Origin of the sequence: Streptomyces candidus, from assembly GCF_014207445.1 — a bacterium.
Lineage (GTDB): Bacteria > Actinomycetota > Actinomycetes > Streptomycetales > Streptomycetaceae > Streptomyces > Streptomyces candidus.
In genome coordinates this window covers 536988-560357 of record NZ_JACHEM010000001.1, presented here as the reverse complement: position 1 = coordinate 560357, position 23370 = coordinate 536988, and the positions used below count along the sequence as shown (strand labels likewise).

Below are 23370 nucleotides of genomic sequence, written 5' to 3'. Positions count from 1 at the left end.
TCAGCCCAGCAGTCCCGTCGGTACCCCGGCCGCGGCGGCGTGCACGGCGTCCGGGTGGCAGTCTTCCTTGGTCAGGTGGTGCGCGTCGTGGCCGGGCAGCAGGCCCCCGGCGGGCGGCGGCCCGTCGTGCACGACGAGACCGTCGCGCAGGACGACGGTGCGGTCGATCAGCGGCCTCAGCGGGCCCAGTTCGTGCAGTACCAGCAGTACGGACACTCCGGCCGCGACCTGTTCGCGCAGGGTCGCGGCCAGGATCTCCTGGCTGGCCAGGTCCACCCCGGCGAGCGGCTCGTCCATGATCAGGAGTTCCGGTTCGCAGGCCAGCGCGCGGGCGATCAGCACCCGCTGGTGCTGGCCGCCGGACAGGGCGCTCACCGAGTCCTTGGCCCGGTCGGTGAGCCCGACCAGGTCGATCGCCCGGTTCACGGCCGCCCGGTCGGCCCGGGAGAGCAGTCCGAGGCGGGCCCGGGACAGCCGCCCGGAGGACACCACCTCGCGGATGGTGGCGGGCACCCCGCCCGCGGCCGTGGTCCGCTGCGGTACGTAGCCCACCCGCGCCCACTGCCTGAAGCGCCTCAGCGGCGTGCCGAACAGCTCGACAGAGCCGCCGGTGAGCGGCACCTGCCCGATGACGGAGCGGACGGCCGTGGACTTGCCGGAACCGTTGGCTCCGAGCAGCGCGACGACCTCGCCGCGCTGCACGGCGAGGTCGACTCCGCGCAGCACGGGGCGCGAGCCGAGCGTGGCGGTGGCCGCGCTCAGGGATATGACGGCGTCGCTCTGGCTCACTGAACGCTGCACTGCTCGCGCCTCCGATCGGGGTGGGGGTCGGACGGGATCACTTGGCGCCGAGGGCCTTCTTCAGCGCGTCGAGGTTGGACTGCATGACCTCGATGTAGTCCGAGCCCTTGGACTTGTCGGTGATGCCTTCGAGCGGGTCCAGGACGTCCGTCTTCAGGCCGGTGTCCGCGGCGAGGGTCCTGGCGGTCTTGTCGCTGGCCAGGGTCTCGAAGAAGACGGTGTTGACCTTGTCTTCCTTCGCGATCCTCTGGAGCTGCTTGATGCGGGCGGGACTGGGCTCCGACTCGGGGTCGACGCCGCTGATGCCCTCCTGCTCCAGACCGTACCGCTCGGCGAGGTAGCCGAAGGCGGAGTGGGTGGTGATGAAGGTCTTGGTGGTGGTGTTCTTCAGGCCGTTCTTGAACGCCGTGTTCAGGCCGTCGAGCTTGCCGACCAGGGTGTCGGTGTTCTTCCGGTACGTCGCGGCGTTGTCCGGGTCGGCCTTCTCCAGGGCCTTGCCGACGCCCTGGGCGACCTCGGCGTACTTCACCGGGTCCAGCCAGATGTGCGGGTCGGAGCCGGCCTCGTCGTGGCCGTGGCCGTGGCCCTCGTGCCCGGCCTCCTCCTTCTCCGCGTGTTCGTCGCCGTGTTCCTCGCCCTCGCCGTGCTCGTGGCCGCCCGCCGCGGTGCCGTGCGCCTCCAGCTTCGTCAGGGACGTGGCGTCGACGGTGGCCTTCGCCCCGGACTGCTTCACGGCCTCGTCGACGGCCGGCTGGAGGCCCTTGAGGTAGACGATCAGGTCGGCGTCGGAGAGTTCCGCGGTCTGCCTGGGCTTCAGCTCCAGGTCGTGCGGCTCGACGCCCGGCTTGGTGAGCGGGGTGACGGCGACCTTGTCGCCGCCTATCTCCTCGGCCAGGTACTGCAGGGGGTAGAACGACGCGATCACGTTCAGTTTGCCGGCGCCGTCCCCGTTCTTGGTGTCCGCCGCGGTCGAGGGGCCCCCGCAGGCCGAGAGGGTGACCAGGCCGAGGGAGACCGCGACAGCGGTGGCGGTGACAGGTATGAGGCGTCGTACGTTCATGACAGTCATTTTCAACAAAAGTGGAAACGATTGTCAATAGTGCTGTTGTCCGCTCTGTCCCCCATACCGATTTGATCCAGGGCCCCTGCACGCCGGTAACCTGAGGCATTCGCCGGGCCGCGCCGGGTCGTGGTCGTGCAGGGGGACCGCGCGCCGGGGGCAGTCAGTGGGACCGGCAAACCTCACAGACCTTCGTCGTCGTAATGAAGAGAGCACCGTGGCCGCCGACAAGATCGAGACCATCGTCAGCCTGAGCAAGCGCCGTGGCTTCGTTTACCCGTGCAGTGAGATCTACGGCGGCTCCAGGGCTGCCTGGGACTACGGTCCGCTGGGTGTCGAACTCAAGGAGAACATCAAGCGCCAGTGGTGGCGTGCGATGGTCGTCGGGCGCGAGGACGTGGTCGGCATCGACTCGTCGGTCATCCTTGCCCCCGAGGTGTGGGAGGCGTCCGGTCACGTCCAGACCTTCTCGGACCCGCTCACCGAGTGCACCGCCTGTCACAAGCGGCACCGCGCCGACCACCTGATCGAGGCGTACGAGGCCAAGCATCACGGCCGTGCCCCCGAGAACGGCCTGGCCGACGTCAACTGCCCGAACTGCGGCACCAAGGGCCAGTTCACCGAGCCCAAGCAGTTCTCCGGCATGCTCCAGACGCACCTCGGCCCCACCCAGGACACCGGCTCCGCCGCGTACCTGCGCCCCGAGACCGCACAGGGCATCTTCACCAACTTCGCCCAGGTGCAGCAGACTTCCCGCAAGAAGCCGCCGTTCGGCATCGCGCAGATGGGCAAGTCCTTCCGGAACGAGATCACTCCGGGCAACTTCATCTTCCGCACGCGCGAGTTCGAGCAGATGGAGATGGAGTTCTTCGTCAAGCCGGGCGAGGACGAGCAGTGGCAGGAATACTGGATGGAGCAGCGCTGGAACTGGTACCTGGACCTCGGCATCAACCCCGAGAACATCCGCTGGTACGAGCACCCGGCCGAGAAGCTCTCGCACTACTCCAAGCGCACCGCCGACATCGAGTACCGCTTCAACTTCGGCGGCAGTGAGTTCTCCGAGCTCGAAGGCGTCGCCAACCGCACCGACTTCGACCTGAAGGCGCACTCCAAGGCCTCCGGCCACGACCTGGTCTACTTCGACCAGGAGGCCAACGAGCGCTGGACGCCGTACGTCATCGAGCCGGCCGCCGGTGTCAACCGCGCGATGCTCGCGTTCATGCTCGACGCGTACCGCGAGGACGAGGCGCCCAACGCCAAGGGCGTCATGGAGAAGCGCGTCGTCATGGGTCTCGACCCGCGACTGGCCCCCGTCAAGGTGGCCGTCCTCCCGCTGTCCCGCAACCCGCAGCTCTCCCCGAAGGCCAAGGGGCTCGCCGCGGACCTGCGCAAGAACTGGAACATCGAGTTCGACGACGCGGGCGCCATCGGCCGCCGTTACCGCCGTCAGGACGAGATCGGCACCCCGTTCTGCGTCACCGTCGACTTCGACACCCTCGACGACAACGCGGTGACCGTGCGCGAGCGCGACACCATGAAGCAGGAGCGCGTCTCCCTGGACATGATCCAGGAGTACCTGGCGGTCCGGCTGCTCGGCTGCTGACCCGCTCGTACTTTTCCCGGGCCCCCGGTGCGCGTCCACGCGGCCGGGGGCCCCGGCGTGACCCGTGTCGGCGTCCGGGAAATCTGGTGCGACCCGGTACGGGGAGCGGGTACCGTCAGACCCATGTTCTTCCAGACGCCGATTTACGAGTGAGAGCGTGACGGGCCCCTGCAGACGTCCTTGACGTCGCCGCGCCCGTCCCCCACCGACGAAATCCGTAGATCACTTCACATCAGCCGGGAGAACCCGTGACCACGAGCAAGAACATCAACAACCCCATCGGCCAGGGCGGCGGCCAGCGCAAGAGGCAGTCCCGCGACGAGCGCGCCAACAACGGCCCGCACCGCAACGCCGACCGCCAGAGCGCCGCCGACCAGAAGGCGGAGCTGGTGCGCAAAATGCGCGAGAAGGCCGCGCCCGAAGACACCCAGGGCGCGGACGCCGACAGCGCGCAGAGCTGACGCCTGCGGGGCGATCCGGCCCGAAGACGGCTGAACACCGCGCAGGGCCCGGACACCGCGGTACGCCGTGTCCGGGCCCTGCCGCGTCGGCGGGGCCGGCCGGGCGTTCCGGCGGGCGGCCGGCGAGGCGGGGCCTTGGCGGGACGTGGGGGACAATGAGCTAATGACCTCGCTCAACATCGGCCCCCATGTCGTGCAGCCGCCCGTGGTGCTGGCTCCCATGGCCGGCATCACGAACGCGCCGTTCCGCACCCTCTGCCGCGAGTTCAGCGGCGGGAAGGGCCTGTTCGTGAGCGAGATGATCACGACGCGGGCGCTGGTCGAGCGCAACGAGAAGACCATGCAGCTGATCCACTTCGACGCGACCGAGACGCCGCGCTCGATCCAGCTGTACGGGGTCGACCCGGTCACCGTCGGCAAGGCGGTCCGCATGATCGTGGACGAGGACCTGGCCGACCACATCGACCTGAACTTCGGCTGCCCGGTGCCGAAGGTGACCCGGAAGGGCGGCGGTTCGGCCCTCCCGTACAAGCGGCCCCTGCTGCGCGCGATCCTGCACGAGGCCGTCGGGAACGCCGGGGACCTGCCGGTCACGATGAAGATGCGCAAGGGGATCGACGACGACCACCTCACGTTCCTCGACGCGGGCCGGATCGCCGTCGACGAGGGCGTCACGGCCATCGCGCTGCACGGGCGCACGACCGCCCAGCACTACGGCGGCACCGCCGACTGGGACGCCATCGCCCGGCTCAAGGAGCACGTCCCGGAGCTCCCGGTGCTCGGCAACGGCGACATCTGGTCGGCGGACGACGCGCTGCGCATGGTGCGCGAGACCGGCTGCGACGGGGTCGTGGTGGGGCGCGGCTGCCTGGGGCGCCCGTGGCTGTTCAGCGACCTGGTGGCGGCCTTCGAGGGGCGCGAGGAGCGGGTGACGCCGACGCTGCGGGAGGTCGCGGTCGTCATGCGGCGCCACGCGGAACTGCTCGGGGAGTGGATCGGTGACGAGGCACGCGGTGTCATCGACTTCCGGAAGCACGTCGCCTGGTATTTGAAGGGGTTCTCGACCGGCGGCGAAATGCGCAAAAGGCTCGCTACTGCCTCGTCGCTGGCCGAGATGGACGCTCATCTGAGCGAGCTGGATCTGGACCAGCCGTGGCCGGAGGGTGCCGACGGACCTCGTGGCCGTACGTCCGGTAATGGGCGGGTTGTCCTGCCGGATGGCTGGTTGAAGGACCCGTACGACTGTGCGGGCATCAGTGACGAAGCGGAATCGGACACGTCCGGAGGGTGAGATCCGAGTTCCGGTACCGGAGGGTGGGCGGCGTGATTCTCGCCACGCCTGATGGTGTAGACGCTCAGATGAGCACTTAGCGGCGGAATGCAATTCCCAAAGGGTGGCACCCAGTGCCACCCTTTCTTTTTTCACCTTTCCCTGGCTTGCGTCACCGAGAGTCGATCGTTCGGGCGCTCGTGCTGGCTGTCCGTGGTGATGCGTTCGACTCTTGAACAGAGTGGCGACGGTGGCGCTGGGCGCGGACCGCTTTCGATCTGCTGGCGGACAGGCGGTTAAAGCCGTATGACGGTTAAGTAGACGTACCCAGACACCTTCGATCTGGGTATGTTCCTCGCCGTCAGGGCAGCCACCGCGTCTTTGAGGAGCCGAGACCCGTGTCGGAAAACAAAGAACCCCACGTAGTTGCGCACTCCACCGCGCAGAAGTTCGTCTATGACTTCACCGAGGGGAACAGGGACCTCAAGGACCTCCTCGGGGGCAAGGGCGCGAACCTCGCCGAGATGACCAACCTCGGTCTGCCGGTGCCTCCGGGGTTCACCATCACGACCGAGGCCTGCAAGGTCTACCTCGACAGCGGCGACGCCCCCAAGGAACTGCGCGACGAGGTCAGCGCGCACCTCGACGCCCTTGAGGCGAAGATGGGCAAGAAGCTCGGCCAGGCGGACGACCCGCTGCTGGTCTCGGTCCGTTCCGGCGCGAAGTTCTCGATGCCCGGCATGATGGACACGGTCCTCAACATCGGCCTTTCCGACAAGTCCGTCACCGGGCTCGCGAAGCAGGCCGGCGGGGACGAGCGCTTCGCCTGGGACTCCTACCGGCGGCTGATCCAGATGTTCGGCAAGACCGTCCTCGGCGTGGACGGCGAGCTCTTCGAGGACGCGCTCGAAGAGGCCAAGACGGCCAAGAAGGTGAAGGTCGACACCGACCTGGAGGCCGCCGACCTCAAGAGGCTCGTCAAGAAGTTCAAGAAGATCGTCTCCGACGCGTGCGGCCGCGACTTCCCGCAGGACCCGCGCGAGCAGATGGACCTCGCGATCAACGCGGTCTTCGACTCGTGGAACACCGACCGCGCCAAGCTCTACCGCCGCCAGGAGCGCATCCCCGGCGACCTCGGCACCGCGGTCAACGTCTGCTCCATGGTCTTCGGCAACCTCGGCCCCGACTCCGGCACGGGCGTCGCCTTCACCCGCGACCCGGCCTCCGGCCACCAGGGCGTCTACGGCGACTACCTGCAGAACGCGCAGGGCGAGGACGTGGTGGCGGGCATCCGCAACACCGTCCCGCTCGCCGATCTGGAGTCGCTCGACAAGAAGTCGTACGACCAGCTCATGCAGATCATGGAGACGCTGGAGACCCACTACAAGGATCTCTGCGACATCGAGTTCACCATCGAGCGCGGTCAGCTCTGGATGCTCCAGACCCGCGTCGGCAAGCGCACCGCCGGTGCCGCGTTCCGCATCGCCACGCAGCTCGTCGACCAGGGCCTGATCGACGAGGCGGAGGCCCTCCAGCGGGTCAACGGTGCCCAGCTCGCCCAGCTGATGTTCCCGCGCTTCGACGACGAAGCGAAGACGCAGCTGCTGGGCCGCGGCATCGCCGCCTCGCCGGGCGCGGCTGTCGGCAAGGCCGTCTTCGACTCGTACACGGCCGTCAAGTGGTCGCGCTCCGGCGAGAAGGTCATCCTGATCCGCCGCGAGACCAACCCCGACGACCTCGACGGCATGATCGCCGCCGAGGGCATCCTGACCTCGCGCGGCGGCAAGACGTCCCACGCCGCCGTCGTCGCCCGCGGCATGGGCAAGACGTGTGTCTGCGGTGCCGAGGAGATCGAGGTCGACACCAAGCGCCGCCGCCTGACCGTCGGCAGCACCGTGGTCGAGGAGGGCGACGTCGTCTCCATCGACGGCTCCTCCGGCAAGGTCTACCTCGGTGAGGTCCCGGTCGTCCCCTCGCCGGTCGTCGAGTACTTCGAGGGCCGGATGCACGCCGGCGCCGACGACGCCGACGAGCTGGTCGAGGCCGTGCACCGGATCATGGCGTACGCGGACCGCCGCCGCCGGCTGCGGGTGCGGGCCAACGCCGACAACGCCGAGGACGCGCTGCGCGCCCGCCGCTTCGGTGCCCAGGGGATCGGCCTGTGCCGCACCGAGCACATGTTCCTCGGTGAGCGCCGCGAGATGGTCGAGAAGCTGATCCTCGCGGACACCGACGACGAGCGCGAGGACGCCCTCAAGAGCCTGCTGCCGCTGCAGAAAAAGGACTTCATAGAGCTCTTCGAGGCCATGGACGGCCTGCCGGTCACCGTCCGCCTGCTGGACCCGCCGCTGCACGAGTTCCTGCCCGACATCACCGAGCTGTCGGTACGGGTCGCCCTCGCCGAGTCCCGCAAGGACGCCAACGAGAACGATCTGCGCCTGTTGCAGGCCGTGCACCGCCTGCACGAGCAGAACCCGATGCTCGGCCTGCGCGGCGTCCGCCTGGGCCTGGTCATCCCCGGCCTGTTCACCATGCAGATCCGCGCCATCGCCGAGGCCGCCGCCGCCCGCAAGAACGCCAAGGGCGACCCGCGTGCGGAGATCATGATCCCGCTCGTCGGCTCCGTGCAGGAGCTGGAGTTCGTCCGCGAGGAGGCCGAGACGGTCATCGCCGAGGTCGAGGCGGCCCACGGCATCGACCTCAAGCTGGCGCTCGGCACGATGATCGAGCTGCCGCGCGCCGCCATCACCGCCGGTCAGATCGCGGAGGCCGCGGAGTTCTTCTCCTTCGGCACCAACGACCTGACCCAGACGGTGTGGGGCTTCTCCCGCGACGACGTCGAGGCGTCCTTCTTCACCGCGTACCTCGAAAAGGGCATCTTCGGCGTCTCCCCGTTCGAGACGATCGACCGCGACGGCGTCGGCGCGCTGGTGAAGCAGGCCGTCGAGGCCGGCCGCAGGACCCGCCCCGACCTCAAGCTCGGCGTCTGCGGCGAGCACGGCGGCGACCCGGAGTCCGTCCACTTCTTCCACGAGGTGGGCCTGGACTACGTCTCCTGCTCCCCGTTCCGTATTCCGGTCGCCCGGCTGGAAGCGGGCCGCGCGGCGGCCCAGTCGGCGGGCAGCGACAGCCGCTGACGTCCTTCCCGCGAGACCACCGGATCCGCCGCCGGAACCTCACCCACCCTCACCCCGGCGAACGATCCGGCTCCTGCGGAGCGGCGGCACCCTGTGCGGGGGTGCCGCCGCTCCGGCGTGTCCGGCCCCCGCGGCCACGGGCGCCGCGCCGGACGGAGCACGGCCGCGGAGAGCTGCGGAACGCGGGGCGCCCGCTCGGAGCCCCTTGCGAAGAGTGGAGTTCAACTCCAGGCTGCAAAGTGGCAGTTGAAAAGTTGACCTTCGTTCATGGGTGCTGGTCGCACGGTGCGGGGCGCGGTGTACGGATCCCCACCCGTTCACCGCGCCCCGGCACCTGAGCCGGACGACCGACTCCGCCGCCGTGCACACCGCCGTCAAGCAAGACGAAGCCCCCCACGGCCTTCGCCCCGCCCATTCGGTGTCGCACCGCAACCGTCCGTCCGACACCGCCCAGCTTCCCGCCCGGCCACCCGGCGCCGCGAGCCGTTTCAAGTGTGGCCGAAAGGCCGTGGTGACCGGGTGTAAGTGCGTGCATACTCGACAGGGGCAATGGTTGCGGATGCAATCGACGGGCTAGGGTGGGGAGTTGGGTCGGTGGTGCTGCGTATCCACTTCACGGGGGAGGACCTCGCACGGGTGCGGATCGCCGCCCGTCCGGACGCCCTGTGGGAGACGGTCCTGAGCTTCCACCGGCTGCGTGACCGGCGCGGCGGGCGGGTGTACGGCCAGTGGCGCAGCGAGGCGCGGACCCGGCTGGCGAGCGGCGGCAGAAGCGGCGGACGCCGCATGCTCGCGTCCGTGGTGCCGCCGCGCGGCTACTTCCCCGACTTCCTCACCCCCGCGGAGGGCGTGCAGGGGTGGGAGGAAGGGGTGGCCGCGGTGCGGGCCACGCCGGAGGAGCGGGTGGCCGAGGAGGTCGGCCTCGTGACGGGCGAGGCGAAGGATCCTCCGGCGCTCGGAGCTCTCGTGGATGCCCTGGGCGACCATCACCGGGCCGCGGTCGCCCCGTACTGGCCGCACCTGCGCGCCCGCATCGAGGCCGACCGGGCAGCCAGGGGCCGTGCCCTCCTCGACGGCGGCACGGACGCGCTGCTCGCCTCGCTGCCGCCGGGACTGCGCTGGCGCCCTCCCGTGCTGGAGGCGGACTATCCCGCGGAGCGCGAAGTGCACCTGGGCGGACGGGGGCTGCGGCTCCAGCCGTCCTTCTTCTGCCAGGGGGCGCCGGTGATGCTGTACGACCAGAAGCTGCCGCCGGTGCTGGTGTACCCCGTGGAGCACGCCACCCCCCGTACCCCCGACGCCCCGTCCGCCCCGTACCTCGGCCGCCTCGTCGGGCACACCCGGTCCGCGGTGCTGCGGGCCATCGAGCACGGCTGTACGACGAGCGAGCTGGCCCGCCGGGCCGGGGTGTCGCTCGCCTCCGCCAGCCAGCACGCGTGCGTGCTGCGGGAGGCGGGGCTGGTGGACACCCTGCGCCACGGCAGCGCCGTGCTGCACTCGCTGACGCCGCTGGGGGCCGCCCTGCTGCGGGGCGGCGGCGGGACGGCCCCCGTGGCGCAGCAGCCGATCTACGCCCGGAACGGGCCCGTCACCTCGTAGGTGATGCCGCCGGACGAGCTGCCGGACGTACCGCGCTGGCTGGAGAAGTACAGCCGCTTGCCGTCGGGCGAGAAGGCGGGGCCGGTGATCTCCGAGCCGGACTGCCCGCCGATGCGCAGGAACGGCGAGACGACGTCGGCGGGGGTGATCACGCAGATCTCCATGTTGCCGCCGTCCTCGGCCACGTAGAGGTCGCCGGAGGCCGTGCCGGTGACGTTGTCGACGCCGGTGAGGGGCGCGCTGCCGCCGGTGACCAGGGAGTCGTCGTAGGCGAGGTCGAGGCGCTGGGCAGCGGCGTCGTACTTCCAGACCCGGTTGTCGCCCTTGGTGGTGAAGAAGCAGACGTCGTTCGCGTAGTAGCAGCCCTCGCCGCCGGTGAAGCGCTTGGCGCCGGAGACCTGGTTGCGGGTGGCGGTGGACGCGCCGGACGGGTCGGGGACGGTGGCCCAGGTGACCGGGCCGCTGGTGCCCGAGCCCATCCGCAGCACCTCCAGCTTGCCTGCGGAAAGGTTTCCCCAGGTGGTGGGGGTGAACCGGTAGAAGCAGCCGTCCGAGACGTCCTCGGTGAGGTAGACGACCTTGCGCACCGGGTCGGCCGCCGCCGCCTCGTGCTTGAAGCGCCCCATGGCGTCACGGCGGACGGCCGCCTTCACGCCCCACGGGTCGGTCTCGTACACATAGCCCCGGTCGACCTCCTCGCAGGACAGCCAGGTGTTCCACGGGGTCGTGCCGCCGGCGCAGTTCTGCCGGGTGGAGGACAGGATGCGGTACGCGGAGGTGATCGCGCCGGTGGCGGAGAAGCGGATCGCGCCCGCGCCGCCGGAGGGGTTGATCTCCGAGTTGGAGACGTAGATCCAGCCGGTGCCGTCGGCGTAACAGGCGCCGCCGTCGGGGGCGTTGTGCCAGGTGTACGAGGTACCGGCGACCTTCTGCCCGGATCTGGCGACGATCCGGCTGGTGAATCCGGCCGGCAGCTGGATGCCGTTGGCGTCGGCGGCGCGCAGCGCCCCGTACGGCCCGGCTCCCGGCTGCGCGGGGTCGGCGTGCGCCGCGCCGCGCCACAACGTGCCGCCGAACGCGGCGGCGGAGGTGCCCATGACGGCGGTGCGCAGGAAAGTACGGCGTTCCATGTCTCACTCCTGGGGGGTGGGGACGGTGTGACAACGGAACATAGGAGTAGGGAATTGACATGGCGTCAACTCCCGGTGAATGCAAGGAGATCACTCGTCGCTGCGGGACTGTCGCGCGCCCCGGGCGAGGCGCCTGAACGCCGGCCCGCCGGAGGGACGACGGCGTGCCGAACGCCGCGCACACGGTCCGGGAGCACTGTTCCAGCAACGCCTTCAGCGCGCCGAGTCGTTCCTTCCAGAACTCCTCCGCGGCCGCCACCGCCCGGGGTCCCGGCACCTCGGTGCGTGCAGTCGGCGGTCAGTGCGGCGGCGGGCCGGTGGGTACGGAGCGCGAACCCGCTGCCCGGGAGCCACCGCCGGCGCACCTCCGGGTACGTGAAGGCCGCCAGGGAACGCGCCGGGGAGGCCGTGACCGTACGGCTCGCACCGCACTGGCAGTCGCCCTCGGCGTGGGTGCGGGCGGTGTCCTCGGCCTTCCCGCGGCGCGCGTTCGAATGCTGTGTCATTTTTCTTCCCGGAGGCGATGATTTTTCGGCTCGCCCCCGGTCTATATCGGTGAAGGGCGACGGCACAGGGGCCGCGCCGGACCGACAGAGACGAGAGAACGCATCATGTCGCAGCAGACCCCGCAGATGATCTTCCTGAACCTCCCCGTCAAGGACCTGGAGGTCTCGAAGAACTTCTTCGTCGAGCTGGGCTTCACGATCAACAAGCAGTTCTCGGACGACAAGACCGCGTCGGTGGTCATCAGCGACACCATCGTGGTGATGCTCCTGACCGAACCGCGTTTCAAGGAGTTCACCAAGAAGGACATCGCGGACACGGCGACCACCACCGAGGCTCTCATCGGGATCAGCGCCGAGAGCCGCGCCAAGGTCGACGAACTCTGCGACGCGGCCCTCGCGGCGGGCGCCACCCCCGCGAACGAGCCGATGGACTACGGCACCATGTACGGCCGCTCCTTCCAGGACCCCGACGGGCACAACTGGGAGGTCGTCTGGATGGACCCGGCGGTCGTCGAGGGCTGAGCGCCCGCGCCGCCTCCGCCCCTTCGCCCGGCCGGCTCAGATCCGGAGTTCGCCCATCTCGCTCCAGCCCGTCGCGCCCTCGATCGTTGGGCTGACGATGCGGGGCGTGCGGCGCAGCAACGGGCGCATCGCGTCCAGGCCCGCGCGGAAGTGGTCCGAGGTCACGTGTGCCTCGGCCGCGTCGTCCTGGAAGGCCTCCACCAGCACGTACTCGTGGGGGTCCTCGACACTGCGGGACCACTCGAACCACAGGTTGCCGGGCTCGGCGCGTGTCGCCGAGGTGAACGCGTCCACGTGCTCCATCCAGGAGTCGACGTACTCGGGCTTGACGGGGAACTTCACGACAATAAAGATCATTGGGTCATTCTAGGACGGCCGGTACGCCGCCGCCGGTCCCCGATCCTGCCCGGTGCGGCGCCCCGTCCCGTACTGCCCTTAATCCCCCTTCAGGGCTGTCTCAAGGCTGCCTTAAGGAACCGTCGTACGGCCCCTGACCAGCCTGTTCGCGCCACCTGGTGGGTCTAGATTCGGCGGCGTGACGATCGAGGCCACCCCGCCGCAGGCAGATGCCCACCCCGCCCTGGCGGCATATCTGTCCCGCGCATACGTCCCTGCCGCCGCCCCCCGGACCGCCGCCGTGGCGGGGGCCCCGTGGGGGCCGGGGGCCGTGGCGGCGACGGCGGGTCCCGGGGTGCCGCCCATGACCCGCACACCACCTGCCGCCGTGGCCGTGCGGATGCCGTCGCGGCTGTCCCCCCGCACCGTGCGGGCCGGGATCGTCGGCGGGATCGGCGTGGTGTGCGTGACCTGGGGCGTGCAGGCGGTCCCGTCGTTCCGGCTGGACGCGGTGTTCGCGTCCGCGGCGCATCTCAGCGGGCTGCTCGCGGGGTACGGGGTGCTCGTCATGCTGTTCCTGATGGCGCGGGTGCCGGCCGTCGAGCACGGGGTGGGGGCGGACCGGCTCGCACGGTGGCACGCCCGGGGCGGACGGCACGTGCTGTCGCTGTGCGCGGGGCACGGCCTGCTCGCGCTGTGCGGGTACGCCGTGCACGCGGACGTGGACCTGTTCACAGCCGCCGTCGACCTGCTCGGCTACGGCGGGATCCTCGCCGCGACGGCCGGGACCGTGCTGCTGGCGGCGGCCGGGGTGAGTTCCGTACGCACCGTGCGGAGGAAGGTCGGGCACGAGGCGTGGCGGGCCGTCCACCTGCTGACGTACGTGGGGGCCGCGCTGGCCTTCGCGCACCAGCTGGTCGGGCCCGATGTGGCCGGGAGCCCGGTGACGCTGTGGGGGTGGGCGCTGCTGCACGCGGGAGTGGCGGTGCTGCTGGTCTGGTACCGGGCCGTGGTGCCGGTGCGGCAGGCCCTGCGGCACAGCCTGCGGGTGTGCGAGGTGCGGGACGAGGGGCCGGGCGTCGTGTCCGTGCTGGTGCAGGGGATCGGGGTGGCGGAACTGCGGGCGGAGCCGGGGCAGTTCTTCCGTTGGCGGTTCCTGCAACGGCGCGTCTGGCACACGGCGCTGCCGTTCTCGCTGTCGGCGCCGGTGAAGGACGACATGCTCCGGATCACGGTGAAGGCCGCCGGGGACCACACGCGGCGGCTGCGGCGGCTGCGCGCGGGGACGCGGGTGGTGACGACGGGGCCCTTCGGGGCGATGACCGCGCACCGGCGGACCCGGCGGAAGGTGCTGCTGATCGCGGGCGGAGTGGGAATCACCCCGATGCGGGCGCTCTTCGAGACGCTGCCGGGCGGCCCCGGGGAGGTGACGCTGCTCTACCGGGCGCGGCACGCGGGACAGTTGGTGCTGCGCGCGGAGCTGGAGGAGATCGCCCGGCGCACAGGGGCCGGCCTGCACTTCCTGCTGGGCGCGTCGGACTCCGGATACGACCCGCTCGCCCCCCGGGCCCTGCACGACCTGCTGCCCGACATCGCCGAGCACGACGTGTACCTGTGCGGGCCGCCCGGCATGGCGGACGCGGCGGTGGCGTCGCTGCGGCGGGCCGGGGTGCCGGACGCCCGCATCCACACCGAGAACTTCACTCACTGAGGACACGCTGACATGGCACGACACCGCAGACCCGTCCCCGTCCGGCCCGCCGCCGTCGCCGAGCGCGCCCGTCGGCACGTCGCCGGCGGCCTGCTCGGAGCGAGCGCCCTGGCCGCCGCCTGCCTGGTCGTCCTCGTCGAACCGGCCGCGCCGCCCGCACCCGACCGGATGCCGGACCGGCCCGCCGCGGGCAGCTCAGATTTCGCTCAAGATTCAAGTGAGTAAGTGACGCGGGGCGGTTGCGCTCCATACAGTCGTGGTCATGCCCGATATATCGCTGACCACGATCCTGCTCCTGTGCGTGGCGGCCGCGGCCGCCGGATGGATCGACGCGGTGGTCGGCGGAGGCGGACTGCTGCTGCTTCCGGCGCTGGTCATGGGGTTGCCGGGCACCATGGCGAGCACGTTCGCCCTCGGGACGAACAAGGCGGTCGCCATCGTCGGCACGACGGGGGCCGCGATCACCTACGTCCGCAAGACACCCGTCGACGTGAAGATCGCGGTACGCGTCGGGCTGGCCGCGCTCGCCGGGTCCATGTCCGGCGCCTTCTTCGCCGCCGGGATCAGCAACGGGGTCATGCGCCCCATGATCATGGTGGTGCTGGTCGGCGTCGGCACCTTCGTCATCTTCCGGCCCGGCTTCGGTACCGCCCCGGCCACCGGGCCCGCCACGCGGCAGCGGATCCTCGCCGCGATCGCCCTGGCGGGGCTCGGCATCGGCTTCTACGACGGACTGTTCGGGCCCGGCACCGGAACTTTCCTGGTGCTCGCGCTGACCGCGATCCTGCACTTCGACATGGTGACCGCCTCCGCCACCGCGAAGATCGTCAACGTGTGCACGAACGCCGGCGCGCTGGCGATGTTCGCCTACCAGGGATACGTGCTGTGGCAGTTGGGGCTGCTGCTGGCGGCCTTCAACCTCGCGGGGGCGATGCTCGGGGCGCGCACCGCGCTCAAGAAGGGCAGCGGATTCGTGCGGGTGGTGCTGCTGGTGGTCGTCTTCACGCTGGTCGCGAAACTGGCGTACGACCAGTGGGTGGCGGCATGAGCGCGGGGGCGGGACCGGGTGCCGGGGCGGCTTCCCGTACTGCTTGCCGAGCGGGCTCCCGAACCGCCTGCCGTGCGGCCTGCCGGGCGGGCTCCCGCGCTGCTTCCCGTACCGGCTTCACGCCCGTGAGGTGGGCGTACACCACCACATTGCCCCGGTAGCCCTTGCCCTCGACGAAGCCGCCGCCGCACGTGATCACGCGGAGTTCCGGGCGCGCGGACCTGCCGTAGACCTTGCTGTCGGGGAAGTCGGCCGCGTCGTACACCTCGATCGCGTCGATCGTGAAGACGGCGGTGCGGCCGTCCTCGCGCAGCACCTCCACCGTGTGTCCCTTGCGGAGCGAGCCGAGGCGGTAGAGGGCGGCCGGGCCGGTGGCCGTGTCGACGTGGCCGGCGACGACGGCCGTCCCGGTGGAGCCCGGCGGGGTGCCGTCCCGGTACCAGCCCGCGAGGTTCGCCTCGTCCCTCGGTGGTACGTCGAGGCCGCCCGAGGCGTCGAGCCCCAGGCCGGTCAGCGGGGTGTCCACCCGGATCTGCGGGATGCGCAGGCGCACCGGGGCGGACGGGGGGAGGGGAGCCGGGGCGGCGGTCGCGGGTCCGGTACCGGGTCGCTCGCCCGCCTGCCCGGAGGCCCGCGGGCCCGCGGGCAGGTCCGGGCTCCCGGACCGCGCCCCCGACCGGTCTGCGCGGTCGGGCGCGAACGCCTCGGCGGCGCTCGGCTGCGGCGGGGCGACGCCGTCCGCCGCGCCGTCCTGGATCAGCCACAGTCCGCTGAGCGCGGCGATCACCACCGCGGCGCACTGGGTGCGCAGCCGGGCGCGGTCCGCGCCCACCGGCTCACGGGGCACATGCATAGGCGGCGCTCCCACTCGTGCGTACGGCCTCTCGTCCTGCGTGCGTGTGCCCGTCCGGATGCGTACGGCCGGTGCTGCCGGTGCGGGCGGGGTCGGTACGGGTGGCGGGCCCGCGTCCCCGCCCGGGACTCATGGTGAAGGGCGGGGGCGCGGGCGTCGACGGCTCAGCCGCCGCGCGAGCCGCTCGCCCGGCGGCGCAGCAGCCAGGTGCCGCCCACGGCGGACGCGGCCAGCAGGGCCACTCCCGCCGCGATCTGGGAGGTGCCCGGGGCGGACGTACCACCGCCGACACCGGTACGGACGTGTCCGGTGGGGGCGGTGGGGGCGGTGGGGTGCACGGTGTGGGACGGGCCGGTACTCGGCCCCGTGCCGCCCGTCACCCACAGATCGCCCGTCGCCGCCCCGATGCCGTCCACGCAGTCCACCGTGACCCCGTAGTCGCCCTGTGCGGTGCCCGGGGGGACCGTGAACTGCCCGACCAGCACTTCCTTGTGGGTACCCGGCTCCATCACGAAGTCGCCCAGGCCGAGCGAGGAGGCGTCGCCGGTGCCCTTCGTCCCGGGCCCGCACGCGGTGGTGTTGACCGTGACGACCGTGCCGGGCGAGACCGTCGGCGGGTTGAACTCCAGCATCGCCGGTCCGGTGTCCTCCGCGTACGCCGACCCGCCCACGGCGGCGCCCAGCGCGAGCGCGGCGACGGCCGTGACGAGGGCCGTGCGGGCCGGTCGGATGAGGGCGGGCTGGCGCATGCGGGCCTCCGTGACGTACCGCTCGTACTCGTGCTGGTCTCTGTCTTCGAGATAAGCGGCGGGCGGCCCGGCGCGCCTGCCGAGAGGGCGGAGACGGGGTGGTAAGGGGGGACGCCGTCACTCGTATGCGGGACAGTAAGCGCAGGTCACCGGGGGTAACAGGGCTTCCGTAGGCGGACCGGTCCGAATGGGTGAGGGGGTGGCCGTCCTGACGGCGGGCGGGTCCCGGCCGCCCGTCCCGCCCGCCACGGACCCGTTTGGCCCGCCTCCCTGCCGGGCGTCTCCGTACGCGGCGGTCTCAGACGGCGTCCCAGGGTGCCGAGTCGTGGACCTCCGTGAGCGTCTTCAGCAACTCCGCGTCCACCGGGAATTCGGTGTCGCCGATGCGGTGCACCGCCGCGATGCCGTGCGAGTTGGTGACGAAGGCCGCACGGTACGCGGGGAGGTCGGCGAGGGTGACCGGACGGCGCACCGACGCCGGGCCGGCGGCCGGGAGGTGGCGTTCCAGCAGGGCCTGCGTGATGCCGTGCAATGCGGGGGAGTCCGGCCAGACCAGCGAACTCCCGTCGTGGAAAACGATGTTGGTGACGGCGCCCTCCGAGATCTCCCCGTCCGGTCCGGTGAGCAGGGCGCTGTCGTGGCCCTGCCGCTCGGCGAGAAGCGTGTAGTACGTCTGGGCGAACGAGCCGAGGTGCTTCACGTGCGGGACCGGGCGCAGGTACGGCACCGGGAGCAGGCTCAGCGACGCGACCGGCGGCGCCATCGGCGGACGGATGGTGATCACGACGGTGAGCGGGACGTCGGGACCGTACCCCGAGCCGTAGACGTGCACCCGCGCCGACGCGTCCCGTACCCCCGCACCGGCGAGCGCGTGCCGCAGCAGTTCGCGTATCCGCTCCCCGTCGAGGTCCGCGCCGAACAGCTCGCGCGTTCCCGCGGTCAGCCGCGCCAGGTGCAGATCCAGCCCGCGAACGCGGCCGTCGCGGACCTGGGCGGCAGTGAAGTGGCCGTATCCGGAGGTGAGCTGAGGGAGCACGGCATGCATTTCTGGTGCGGTCGGTGTGCGGCCGTCGATCTCGGTGTACGGGGCGGGGTGCGAGGAATGCGTCATCCGCTCACGCTAGTCGCCCCGTGACGGCCGCAGAGAACCGCCGCCGTGCGCACTCCGTACCGGCCCCGGGACACACGTCTTCCGGAGCCGCTTGACCTCAACCCAACTTGACGTAAGAACGTTCTCGGCATGGACATCAACAGCACCGCATTCCACGCCTCCGCCTCCGCCGCCGACTCCCACAACGGCAGGCCCCTGCGGCTCGCCGTGATCGTCGCGAGCAACCGTGAGGGCCGGTTCGCGCCCGTCATCTCCGACTGGTTCCTCGCCCGCGCCGAGCAGTTCGGCGGGCTGGAGAGCGAGGTCGTCGACGTGGCACAGGTCGAACTGCCGACCGCGCTCTCCTCCCGCCCCTCCGGGCAGGTGGCGAAGGAACTCGCCCGCACTTCCGCCCAGCTGGCGGCGGCGGACGCCTTCGTCGTCGTCACCCCCGAGTACAACCACTCCTACCCCGCAGGCCTCAAGAACCTGATCGACTGGCACGGCGTCGAATGGCACGCCAAGCCGGTCGGCTTCGTCTCCTACGGCGGGCTCTCCGGCGGTCTGCGCGCCGTCGAGCACCTGCGCCAGGTCTTCGCCGAACTGCACGCCGTCACCCTTCGTGACACCGTCTCCTTCCACGGGCCGTGGGGCCAGTTCGACCAGGACGGCCGGCACACCGAGCCCGAAGCGGCCGAGGCGGCCGTCAAGTCGCTCCTGACCCAGCTCACCTGGTGGGCCCAGGCCCTGCGCGACGCCAAGTCCGTCCGCCCCTTCGCCGCCTAGCGGCCGCACGGCCGGAGGCGGTCGGCCTACCCCTCTTCCCGTTGTTCCTCCGGCTGCGCCCGGGGCAGCGTCACCACGGCCACCGCGCCCCCGTCGTCCGGGTCGTTGAAGAGTTCCACCTCGGCGCCGATCGCCCGCGCCTGGCCGAACGCGATCGTCAGCCCGAGCCCGGTGCCCCGCCCGCGTTCCGCTGCCCCGGTGCGGAACCGCTGCGGGCCGTCCACCAGCAGCGCCCGTGGAAATCCGGGCCCGTGGTCGCGGACCACCAGGCGCGGGCCTTCGACGCGCACCTCCACCGGATCCGCGCCGTGCCGGCGGGCGTTGGTGACGAGGTGGGTGACGATCCGCTCCAGTCTGCGCACATCGGTCGTCACGTACGTGTCGCGGCCCTCGGGCATCGCGAACGGGCACTCCAGCTGTGCGGTGGCCGAGGCGACCAGCTTGCCCAGCGGGCGCACCACGAGGTCCGGCACCTCGGTGTCCGAGTCCAGCCGGGCGACTTCCAGGAGGTCCTCGGTCAGCGTGCGCAGGACGGCCACCCTGCCCCGCACAAGCTCGGTGGGCCGCCCCGGCGGCAGCAGCTCGGCGGCCGTCTGCAGCCCGGTGAGCGGGGTGCGCAGCTCGTGCGCCACGTCGGCGGTGAACCGCCGCTCGGCCTCGATGCGGCGCTGGAGGGAGGCCGCCATGGTGTTGACGGCGGCCGACAGTTCGGCGACCTCGTCCTTGCCGGACGACCCGGGCGGGCCCCCTGGGCGGCCCGCGATGCGGGCGTCCAGGTCGCCGTCGCTGATCCGGCGGGCGGTGGCCGCGGCAGTGCGCAGCTGGCGGCTCAGCCGGGAGGCGACGGCCGTCCCGCCGAGCGCGGCGAGCGCGACGACCAGCGCCCCCCACACGACCAGGTTCCGGTCCAGTTCGCGGATCTCCGCGCGCTGCGCGCCCAGCGGCAGCCGCACCGACAGCACGTGCTCGCCGACCGGCCTGGCCGCCCACACGGCGGGGTCAGGACCGGACAGGTCGAGATAGGTGTTGCGGTTGCCCCCGCGGGCGTCGGCGGCCAGGGCGGGCGGCAGGTCGGCGGCGTCGAGGGCGGCGCCGGTGTCGCGCGGGTCGACGCGCCCGGTCAGCTCGTACAGCTGCCGCACCCGGTACAGCTCGGCCACCGCCGCCTCGCGCGCGGTGCCGGCGACCTGCGCGCTGCGGGCCTGGTGGATCAGGGCGCCGATGGCGAGCGCCACCAGCGCGGCTCCGGCGGCCGGCAGTGCGGCGATCTTCCAGCGGAGGCTGAGCCCGGCGACGAAGGTCCGCACGCGGCGGACGGTCCGGCGGATCACCGGGCGGACCCGGGAGCGGCGGGGGTGCGGCCGGGGGCGCCGGGGACCGGCTCGTTGTGCTGGCCGGGGTCCTGGCGCGGGGGAGCGGGAGTGGGCACCGAGGACGGCGGCACCCCGGGTTCCGTACCTGGTGCCGGGGCCGGGGTGTCCGGCTCCGGGCGGGTGTCCGGTGCCGTGGATCCGTTGTCCGTGCGGAAGCTCCGTACTTCGCTGACGGTGATCATCCGGTTGCCGTCCCAGCGGTAGCGGACGCTCTGCTCGCCGCCGTCGGTCGCTGACCCCCGGACGACCAGGTCGACGCCGACGGCCTCGATCACCGGCCGTACCCCACTGGTGTGCAGGATCGGCACGATCTGCGACCCGCGCTGCGTGTACACCGCCACCACCACCCGTCCGCTCTCCAGGTCCACCGCGCTGATCAGTTCGTTGCGTCCGTCGCCGGTCAGGTCCCGCAGCTCCGCCGGCCGGATGCCGGGCGCGCCCGGTTCGCGCCGGACGCCGTCCTGCGTGAGCGCCTTCATCCGCGGGTCGGCGCGCAGCACCGTCACCTGGTCCAGTGCGGAGAACCCGCCCGCGGGCACGGCAGGGGCGCCGGACAGCGGCTCGGGGGCGGGCTGCAGCTCCGGGTCGGTGCCGGCGTCCGAGGGCGAGGACGACTCCGGCGACCAGTCGGACCAGAGCTTCTCGGGGACCGGCTGGGCGCTGGCGGCCGGGGCCGGCTCGCTCCTGCCGAGTCCCGAGGGAGCGCCGCAGGCCGCGAGCACGGCGCACAGGGACGCCGCGGCGGCCGGTGCGGCGACGCGCGCGCGGCCCCCGCGCGGGTACGTACGGAGAGACATGCGGAGAGGCATGGGTGGGGGATGCCGCCTGTGGGGTATGGGGGGAGCGCCCGGGGGTCCCGGCCGCCACCGTGGGTCCCCCGACCTTAGGCACTGTGCATCACGGCGGTCCGGACATTCTGTAACAGCCATGCGTACGGCCCCGCTCAACTGTCCCGCCCGCGCACCGCCGGCCCGCCCTTGTGACGCCACTCCGGCTCCTCCGTCGCGCCCTCGCACGGCCCCGCCCCCGCACACTCATGCCTTCGAGGGGTGGACTTACGGGTGGTTGACGAACAGTCGGGCGGGTGACGCACTCGAACGGGTGCAAGCGGTTTGGCAGTTGCGCGCGTCGAGTAGCAACCTGCGGTGCATGCACAGCACCCACCTCAAGACCCTGTTCACGGCGGCGGCCCTGGCCGCGACGTTCTTCGCGCCCGCGGCCGAGTCCCACGCGGCCGGATCCGGCCTGCCGGCGGTGGCCGTCGCACCCGACCACCAGCAGTGGGTGGGCAGGACGCTCGTACGGGACGGGAAGCAGCCCCCTGCCTCCATGCCCGTCGACCGCCTCGTCCACGAGCGCGACCTGCCCCAGCCGTACCGCGTCATCACGCCCGGCTCCTTCACGACGATGGACTACGTCGAGGACCGGGTGAACGTCCACGTCGACGAGCACGACACCATCACGCACGTCGACTTCGGCTGATCCCTCCCGCCGCCCTGCCCGGTGCCCGTCGCGCCGCCCGTTCCGGGGGGTGCGGGTGCGGGGGCGCGGGGGACCGGTCACCCGCGGCGCGCCGCCCGCCCTGTCCCGCGGCGCGCGGGCACCGGCCGGGTCGGCGGCCGGCGGGTCAGCGTCCCGCGCTCCCGGCCAGCGCCTCGCTCACCCCCGCCTCCCGCTCGCCGAGGAAGTGCGGGTCGGGCTTGAGCACGGCGTCCAGTGCGGCCTTGCCCGCCGCGAACATCTCCCGCGCGCCGCCGTAGTACCAGGTCGCGTCGTGTACGTCGGCCACGCCGACGCCGAAGCCCTCGACGCCCGCCGCGTCGCAGAGGGCGACGGCCCGCCGGATGTGGAAGCCCTGGCTGACCAGTACGGCCCGGTCCACCCCGAAGATCTTCTTCGCGCGCACGCACGAGTCCCAGGTGTCGAACCCGGCGAAGTCGCTCACGACGTGCCCGTCCGGCACCCCGTGCCGCACCAGATAGGCGCGCATCGCATCGGGCTCGTCGTACTCCGCGCGCCCGTTGTCCCCGGTCACCAGCACCACGCGCACCTTCCCCGCCCGGTACAGCTCGGCCGCCGCGTCCAGCCGCCGCGCCAGGTACGGAGTGGGCTCCCCGCGCCACAGGCCCGCCCCGAAGACGATCGCCACATCCCGCGCGGGCGCCTGTGCCACCTCCCCGACGCGCCCGTCGGCGGTCGCGTACGTCCACGTGGACGGCAGCAGCGCCAGTACGCATCCGGCCATCACCGCCTGTGCCACGCGCCGTTTCCGGGGCCGCTTCCCCGTCCCCCGACCGAAAACCCGCATGCTGTTCCCCTGCTGCCCCGCACTGCCCCGGCGGCCGTGCCTCCGTGTCCTTGCGACGCGTGACGGGTCCCGGCAGTTCCGCCGTTCCCCTGGGGATTTCCGCGAACTTGTGCTATTGCGCAGCGCATGGTGCGCTTATCAGAGGGCACACGAGTGGCGGAGGTTGATAACGATGGTTCCCCTGATTCTCGTCCTGATCCTGATCCTGATCCTTTTCGGTGCCGGATTCGCAGTAAAGGCCCTCATGTGGGTGGCGCTCGCGCTCCTGGTGCTGTGGCTTCTCGGATTCGTCGCGCGTTCCAACGGTCCTGGTGGCCGACGTGGCCGCTGGTACCGCTGGTAGACGGGGTGTGACGGAGGAGTAGTAGGACCACGGTCCCTTGCGGGCGGCCCGGGCGTATTTCCGCCCGGGCCGCCCGCATTTCCGCCGTACCCCGTTTTCCGCGGCCCGTGCCCCGGTGAATTCCGGCCGAAGCGGGTGACTCCGTGTAGAAGCCGGAAGTCCGGGCACTCGGCCGGTGCGGGAAATTCCGCAGGTTGCACATGACGGCGGATCACTTTCCCTGGTTCGACCGGTACAACTGCCGACGATGAAGGAGCTGTTCATGAGCGAGAACATCTGGGGCTACCAGCCGACGTCCGGCCACCAGCCGGGCACCACCCTCACCGACTACAAGGTCGAGGCGACGGACGGAAGCATCGGCAAGGTCGACAAGCACTCCGACGAGGTCGGCTCCGCCTACCTCGTCGTCGACACCGGCGTCTGGATCTTCGGCAAGCACGTGCTGCTGCCCGCGGGCACCGTCAAGCGGGTGGACGCGGCGGAGAAGAAGATCTACGTGGACCTCACCAAGGACCAGATCAAGGACGCGCCCGAGTTCGACAAGGACAAGCACGTGGGCGACCCGGGCTACCACGACCAGGTCGGTGGCTACTACGGCAGGCACCGGCGCGTCTGAGCGGACCGCGCAGCCCAGGAACGGCCGGGGACCTCGTCCCCGGCCGTTCCGGCGTGCGGGGCGGGGGA

The 23370-nt window shown here is 71.6% G+C and carries 22 protein-coding genes and 1 pseudogene; 13 read left to right on the top strand and 10 right to left on the bottom strand.

The features are described from left to right. Positions 1–801 carry a metal ABC transporter ATP-binding protein gene (locus HNQ79_RS02480; protein WP_185026281.1) on the bottom strand — a complete coding sequence of 267 codons (801 nt, stop codon included), beginning with the start codon at positions 799–801 and terminating at the stop codon, positions 1–3. A 37-nt stretch (positions 802–838) separates the two neighbouring features. Then, a complete protein-coding gene (locus HNQ79_RS02475) occupies positions 839–1861 on the bottom strand; it encodes a metal ABC transporter substrate-binding protein (protein WP_185026279.1) in 1023 nt (340 codons plus the stop codon). Positions 1862–2078: 217 nt separating this feature from the next. Between HNQ79_RS02475 and HNQ79_RS02470 the strand changes: the two genes are divergently transcribed. From HNQ79_RS02470 to HNQ79_RS02450, 5 genes are all read left to right on the top strand, one after another. Further along, entirely contained in the window at positions 2079–3464 is a 1386-nt protein-coding gene (locus HNQ79_RS02470; RefSeq protein ID WP_185026277.1) for a glycine--tRNA ligase, read from the top strand. 248 nt (positions 3465–3712) lie between these two features. After that, entirely contained in the window at positions 3713–3925 is a 213-nt protein-coding gene (locus tag HNQ79_RS02465) for a DUF6243 family protein (protein WP_185026275.1), read from the top strand. A 163-nt stretch (positions 3926–4088) separates the two neighbouring features. Continuing rightward, entirely contained in the window at positions 4089–5216 is a 1128-nt protein-coding gene (gene dusB, locus HNQ79_RS02460; protein ID WP_185026273.1) for a tRNA dihydrouridine synthase DusB, read from the top strand. A 377-nt stretch (positions 5217–5593) separates the two neighbouring features. Further along, positions 5594–8332 (top strand): pyruvate, phosphate dikinase, encoded by a 2739-nt coding sequence (gene ppdK, locus HNQ79_RS02455; RefSeq protein ID WP_185026270.1) that lies wholly within the window; start codon positions 5594–5596, stop codon positions 8330–8332. Between the two features lie 597 nt (positions 8333–8929). After that, positions 8930–9931, top strand: a complete 1002-nt coding sequence (locus HNQ79_RS02450; protein ID WP_185026592.1) for an ArsR/SmtB family transcription factor — start codon at positions 8930–8932, stop codon at positions 9929–9931. Here HNQ79_RS02450 and HNQ79_RS02445 read toward each other — a convergent pair. Then, entirely contained in the window at positions 9901–11061 is a 1161-nt protein-coding gene (locus tag HNQ79_RS02445) for an alkaline phosphatase PhoX (protein ID WP_185026268.1), read from the bottom strand. The genes HNQ79_RS02450 and HNQ79_RS02445 overlap by 31 nt on opposite strands. Positions 11062–11672: 611 nt before the next feature. On the opposite strand from HNQ79_RS02445, the gene HNQ79_RS02440 reads away from it, so the two are divergent. Next, a complete protein-coding gene (locus HNQ79_RS02440) occupies positions 11673–12089 on the top strand; it encodes a VOC family protein (RefSeq protein WP_229923140.1) in 417 nt (138 codons plus the stop codon). 36 nt (positions 12090–12125) lie between these two features. Here HNQ79_RS02440 and HNQ79_RS02435 read toward each other — a convergent pair whose 3' ends face one another. Beyond that, positions 12126–12446 carry a putative quinol monooxygenase gene (locus HNQ79_RS02435; protein ID WP_185026266.1) on the bottom strand — a complete coding sequence of 107 codons (321 nt, stop codon included), beginning with the start codon at positions 12444–12446 and terminating at the stop codon, positions 12126–12128. 379 nt (positions 12447–12825) lie between these two features. Here HNQ79_RS02435 and HNQ79_RS02430 point away from each other — a divergent pair, with 379 nt between their 5' ends. The 3 genes from HNQ79_RS02430 to HNQ79_RS02420 are packed head-to-tail and all read left to right on the top strand — an operon-like array spanning position 12826 to position 15184. Continuing rightward, positions 12826–14136: a ferredoxin reductase family protein gene (locus HNQ79_RS02430; RefSeq protein WP_185026580.1), complete on the top strand. Its 1311-nt coding sequence runs from the start codon at positions 12826–12828 to the stop codon at positions 14134–14136. Positions 14137–14148: 12 nt separating this feature from the next. Then, positions 14149–14361 (top strand): hypothetical protein, encoded by a 213-nt coding sequence (locus tag HNQ79_RS02425; RefSeq protein WP_185026264.1) that lies wholly within the window; start codon positions 14149–14151, stop codon positions 14359–14361. Positions 14362–14398: 37 nt separating this feature from the next. Beyond that, positions 14399–15184: a sulfite exporter TauE/SafE family protein gene (locus HNQ79_RS02420; protein WP_185026262.1), complete on the top strand. Its 786-nt coding sequence runs from the start codon at positions 14399–14401 to the stop codon at positions 15182–15184. Between the two features lie 115 nt (positions 15185–15299). On the opposite strand, the pseudogene HNQ79_RS02415 reads toward HNQ79_RS02420, so the two are convergent. The 3 genes and pseudogenes from HNQ79_RS02415 to HNQ79_RS02405 all read right to left on the bottom strand — a co-directional run. Further along, a pseudogene (locus HNQ79_RS02415) lies at positions 15300–16037 on the bottom strand (class F sortase); the annotation flags it as partial. 164 nt (positions 16038–16201) lie between these two features. Then, a complete protein-coding gene (locus HNQ79_RS02410) occupies positions 16202–16786 on the bottom strand; it encodes a GVDTG sorting domain-containing protein (protein ID WP_185026258.1) in 585 nt (194 codons plus the stop codon). A 298-nt stretch (positions 16787–17084) separates the two neighbouring features. Next, positions 17085–17897 carry an aminotransferase class IV gene (locus tag HNQ79_RS02405; protein ID WP_185026256.1) on the bottom strand — a complete coding sequence of 271 codons (813 nt, stop codon included), beginning with the start codon at positions 17895–17897 and terminating at the stop codon, positions 17085–17087. Positions 17898–18026: 129 nt separating this feature from the next. Here HNQ79_RS02405 and HNQ79_RS02400 point away from each other — a divergent pair, with 129 nt between their 5' ends. Then, positions 18027–18662: an NADPH-dependent FMN reductase gene (locus HNQ79_RS02400; RefSeq protein WP_185026254.1), complete on the top strand. Its 636-nt coding sequence runs from the start codon at positions 18027–18029 to the stop codon at positions 18660–18662. Positions 18663–18688: 26 nt separating this feature from the next. Here HNQ79_RS02400 and HNQ79_RS02395 read toward each other — a convergent pair whose 3' ends face one another. Together HNQ79_RS02395 and HNQ79_RS02390 are read right to left on the bottom strand one after the other, a co-directional pair. Next, on the bottom strand, positions 18689–19969 hold the full coding sequence (locus HNQ79_RS02395; protein WP_185026252.1) for an ATP-binding protein: 1281 nt from the start codon (positions 19967–19969) through the stop codon (positions 18689–18691). Positions 19970–19989: 20 nt separating this feature from the next. Beyond that, the gene (locus HNQ79_RS02390) at positions 19990–20832 is read right to left on the bottom strand and encodes a hypothetical protein (RefSeq protein ID WP_185026250.1); all 843 of its coding nucleotides are present in this window, start codon (positions 20830–20832) and stop codon (positions 19990–19992) included. A 352-nt stretch (positions 20833–21184) separates the two neighbouring features. On the opposite strand from HNQ79_RS02390, the gene HNQ79_RS02385 reads away from it, so the two are divergent. After that, entirely contained in the window at positions 21185–21517 is a 333-nt protein-coding gene (locus HNQ79_RS02385) for an I78 family peptidase inhibitor (protein WP_185026248.1), read from the top strand. A 145-nt stretch (positions 21518–21662) separates the two neighbouring features. Here the strand turns inward: HNQ79_RS02385 and HNQ79_RS02380 are convergent, their stop codons facing one another. Continuing rightward, positions 21663–22343 carry a SanA/YdcF family protein gene (locus HNQ79_RS02380; protein WP_185026246.1) on the bottom strand — a complete coding sequence of 227 codons (681 nt, stop codon included), beginning with the start codon at positions 22341–22343 and terminating at the stop codon, positions 21663–21665. Positions 22344–22515: 172 nt separating this feature from the next. On the opposite strand from HNQ79_RS02380, the gene HNQ79_RS02375 reads away from it, so the two are divergent. Further along, a complete protein-coding gene (locus tag HNQ79_RS02375; protein WP_185026243.1) occupies positions 22516–22686 on the top strand; it encodes a hydrophobic protein in 171 nt (56 codons plus the stop codon). A gap of 262 nt (positions 22687–22948) precedes the next feature. Further along, positions 22949–23302, top strand: a complete 354-nt coding sequence (locus HNQ79_RS02370) for a PRC-barrel domain-containing protein (RefSeq protein ID WP_185026241.1) — start codon at positions 22949–22951, stop codon at positions 23300–23302. The last annotated feature ends 68 nt before the right edge of the window (positions 23303–23370 follow it).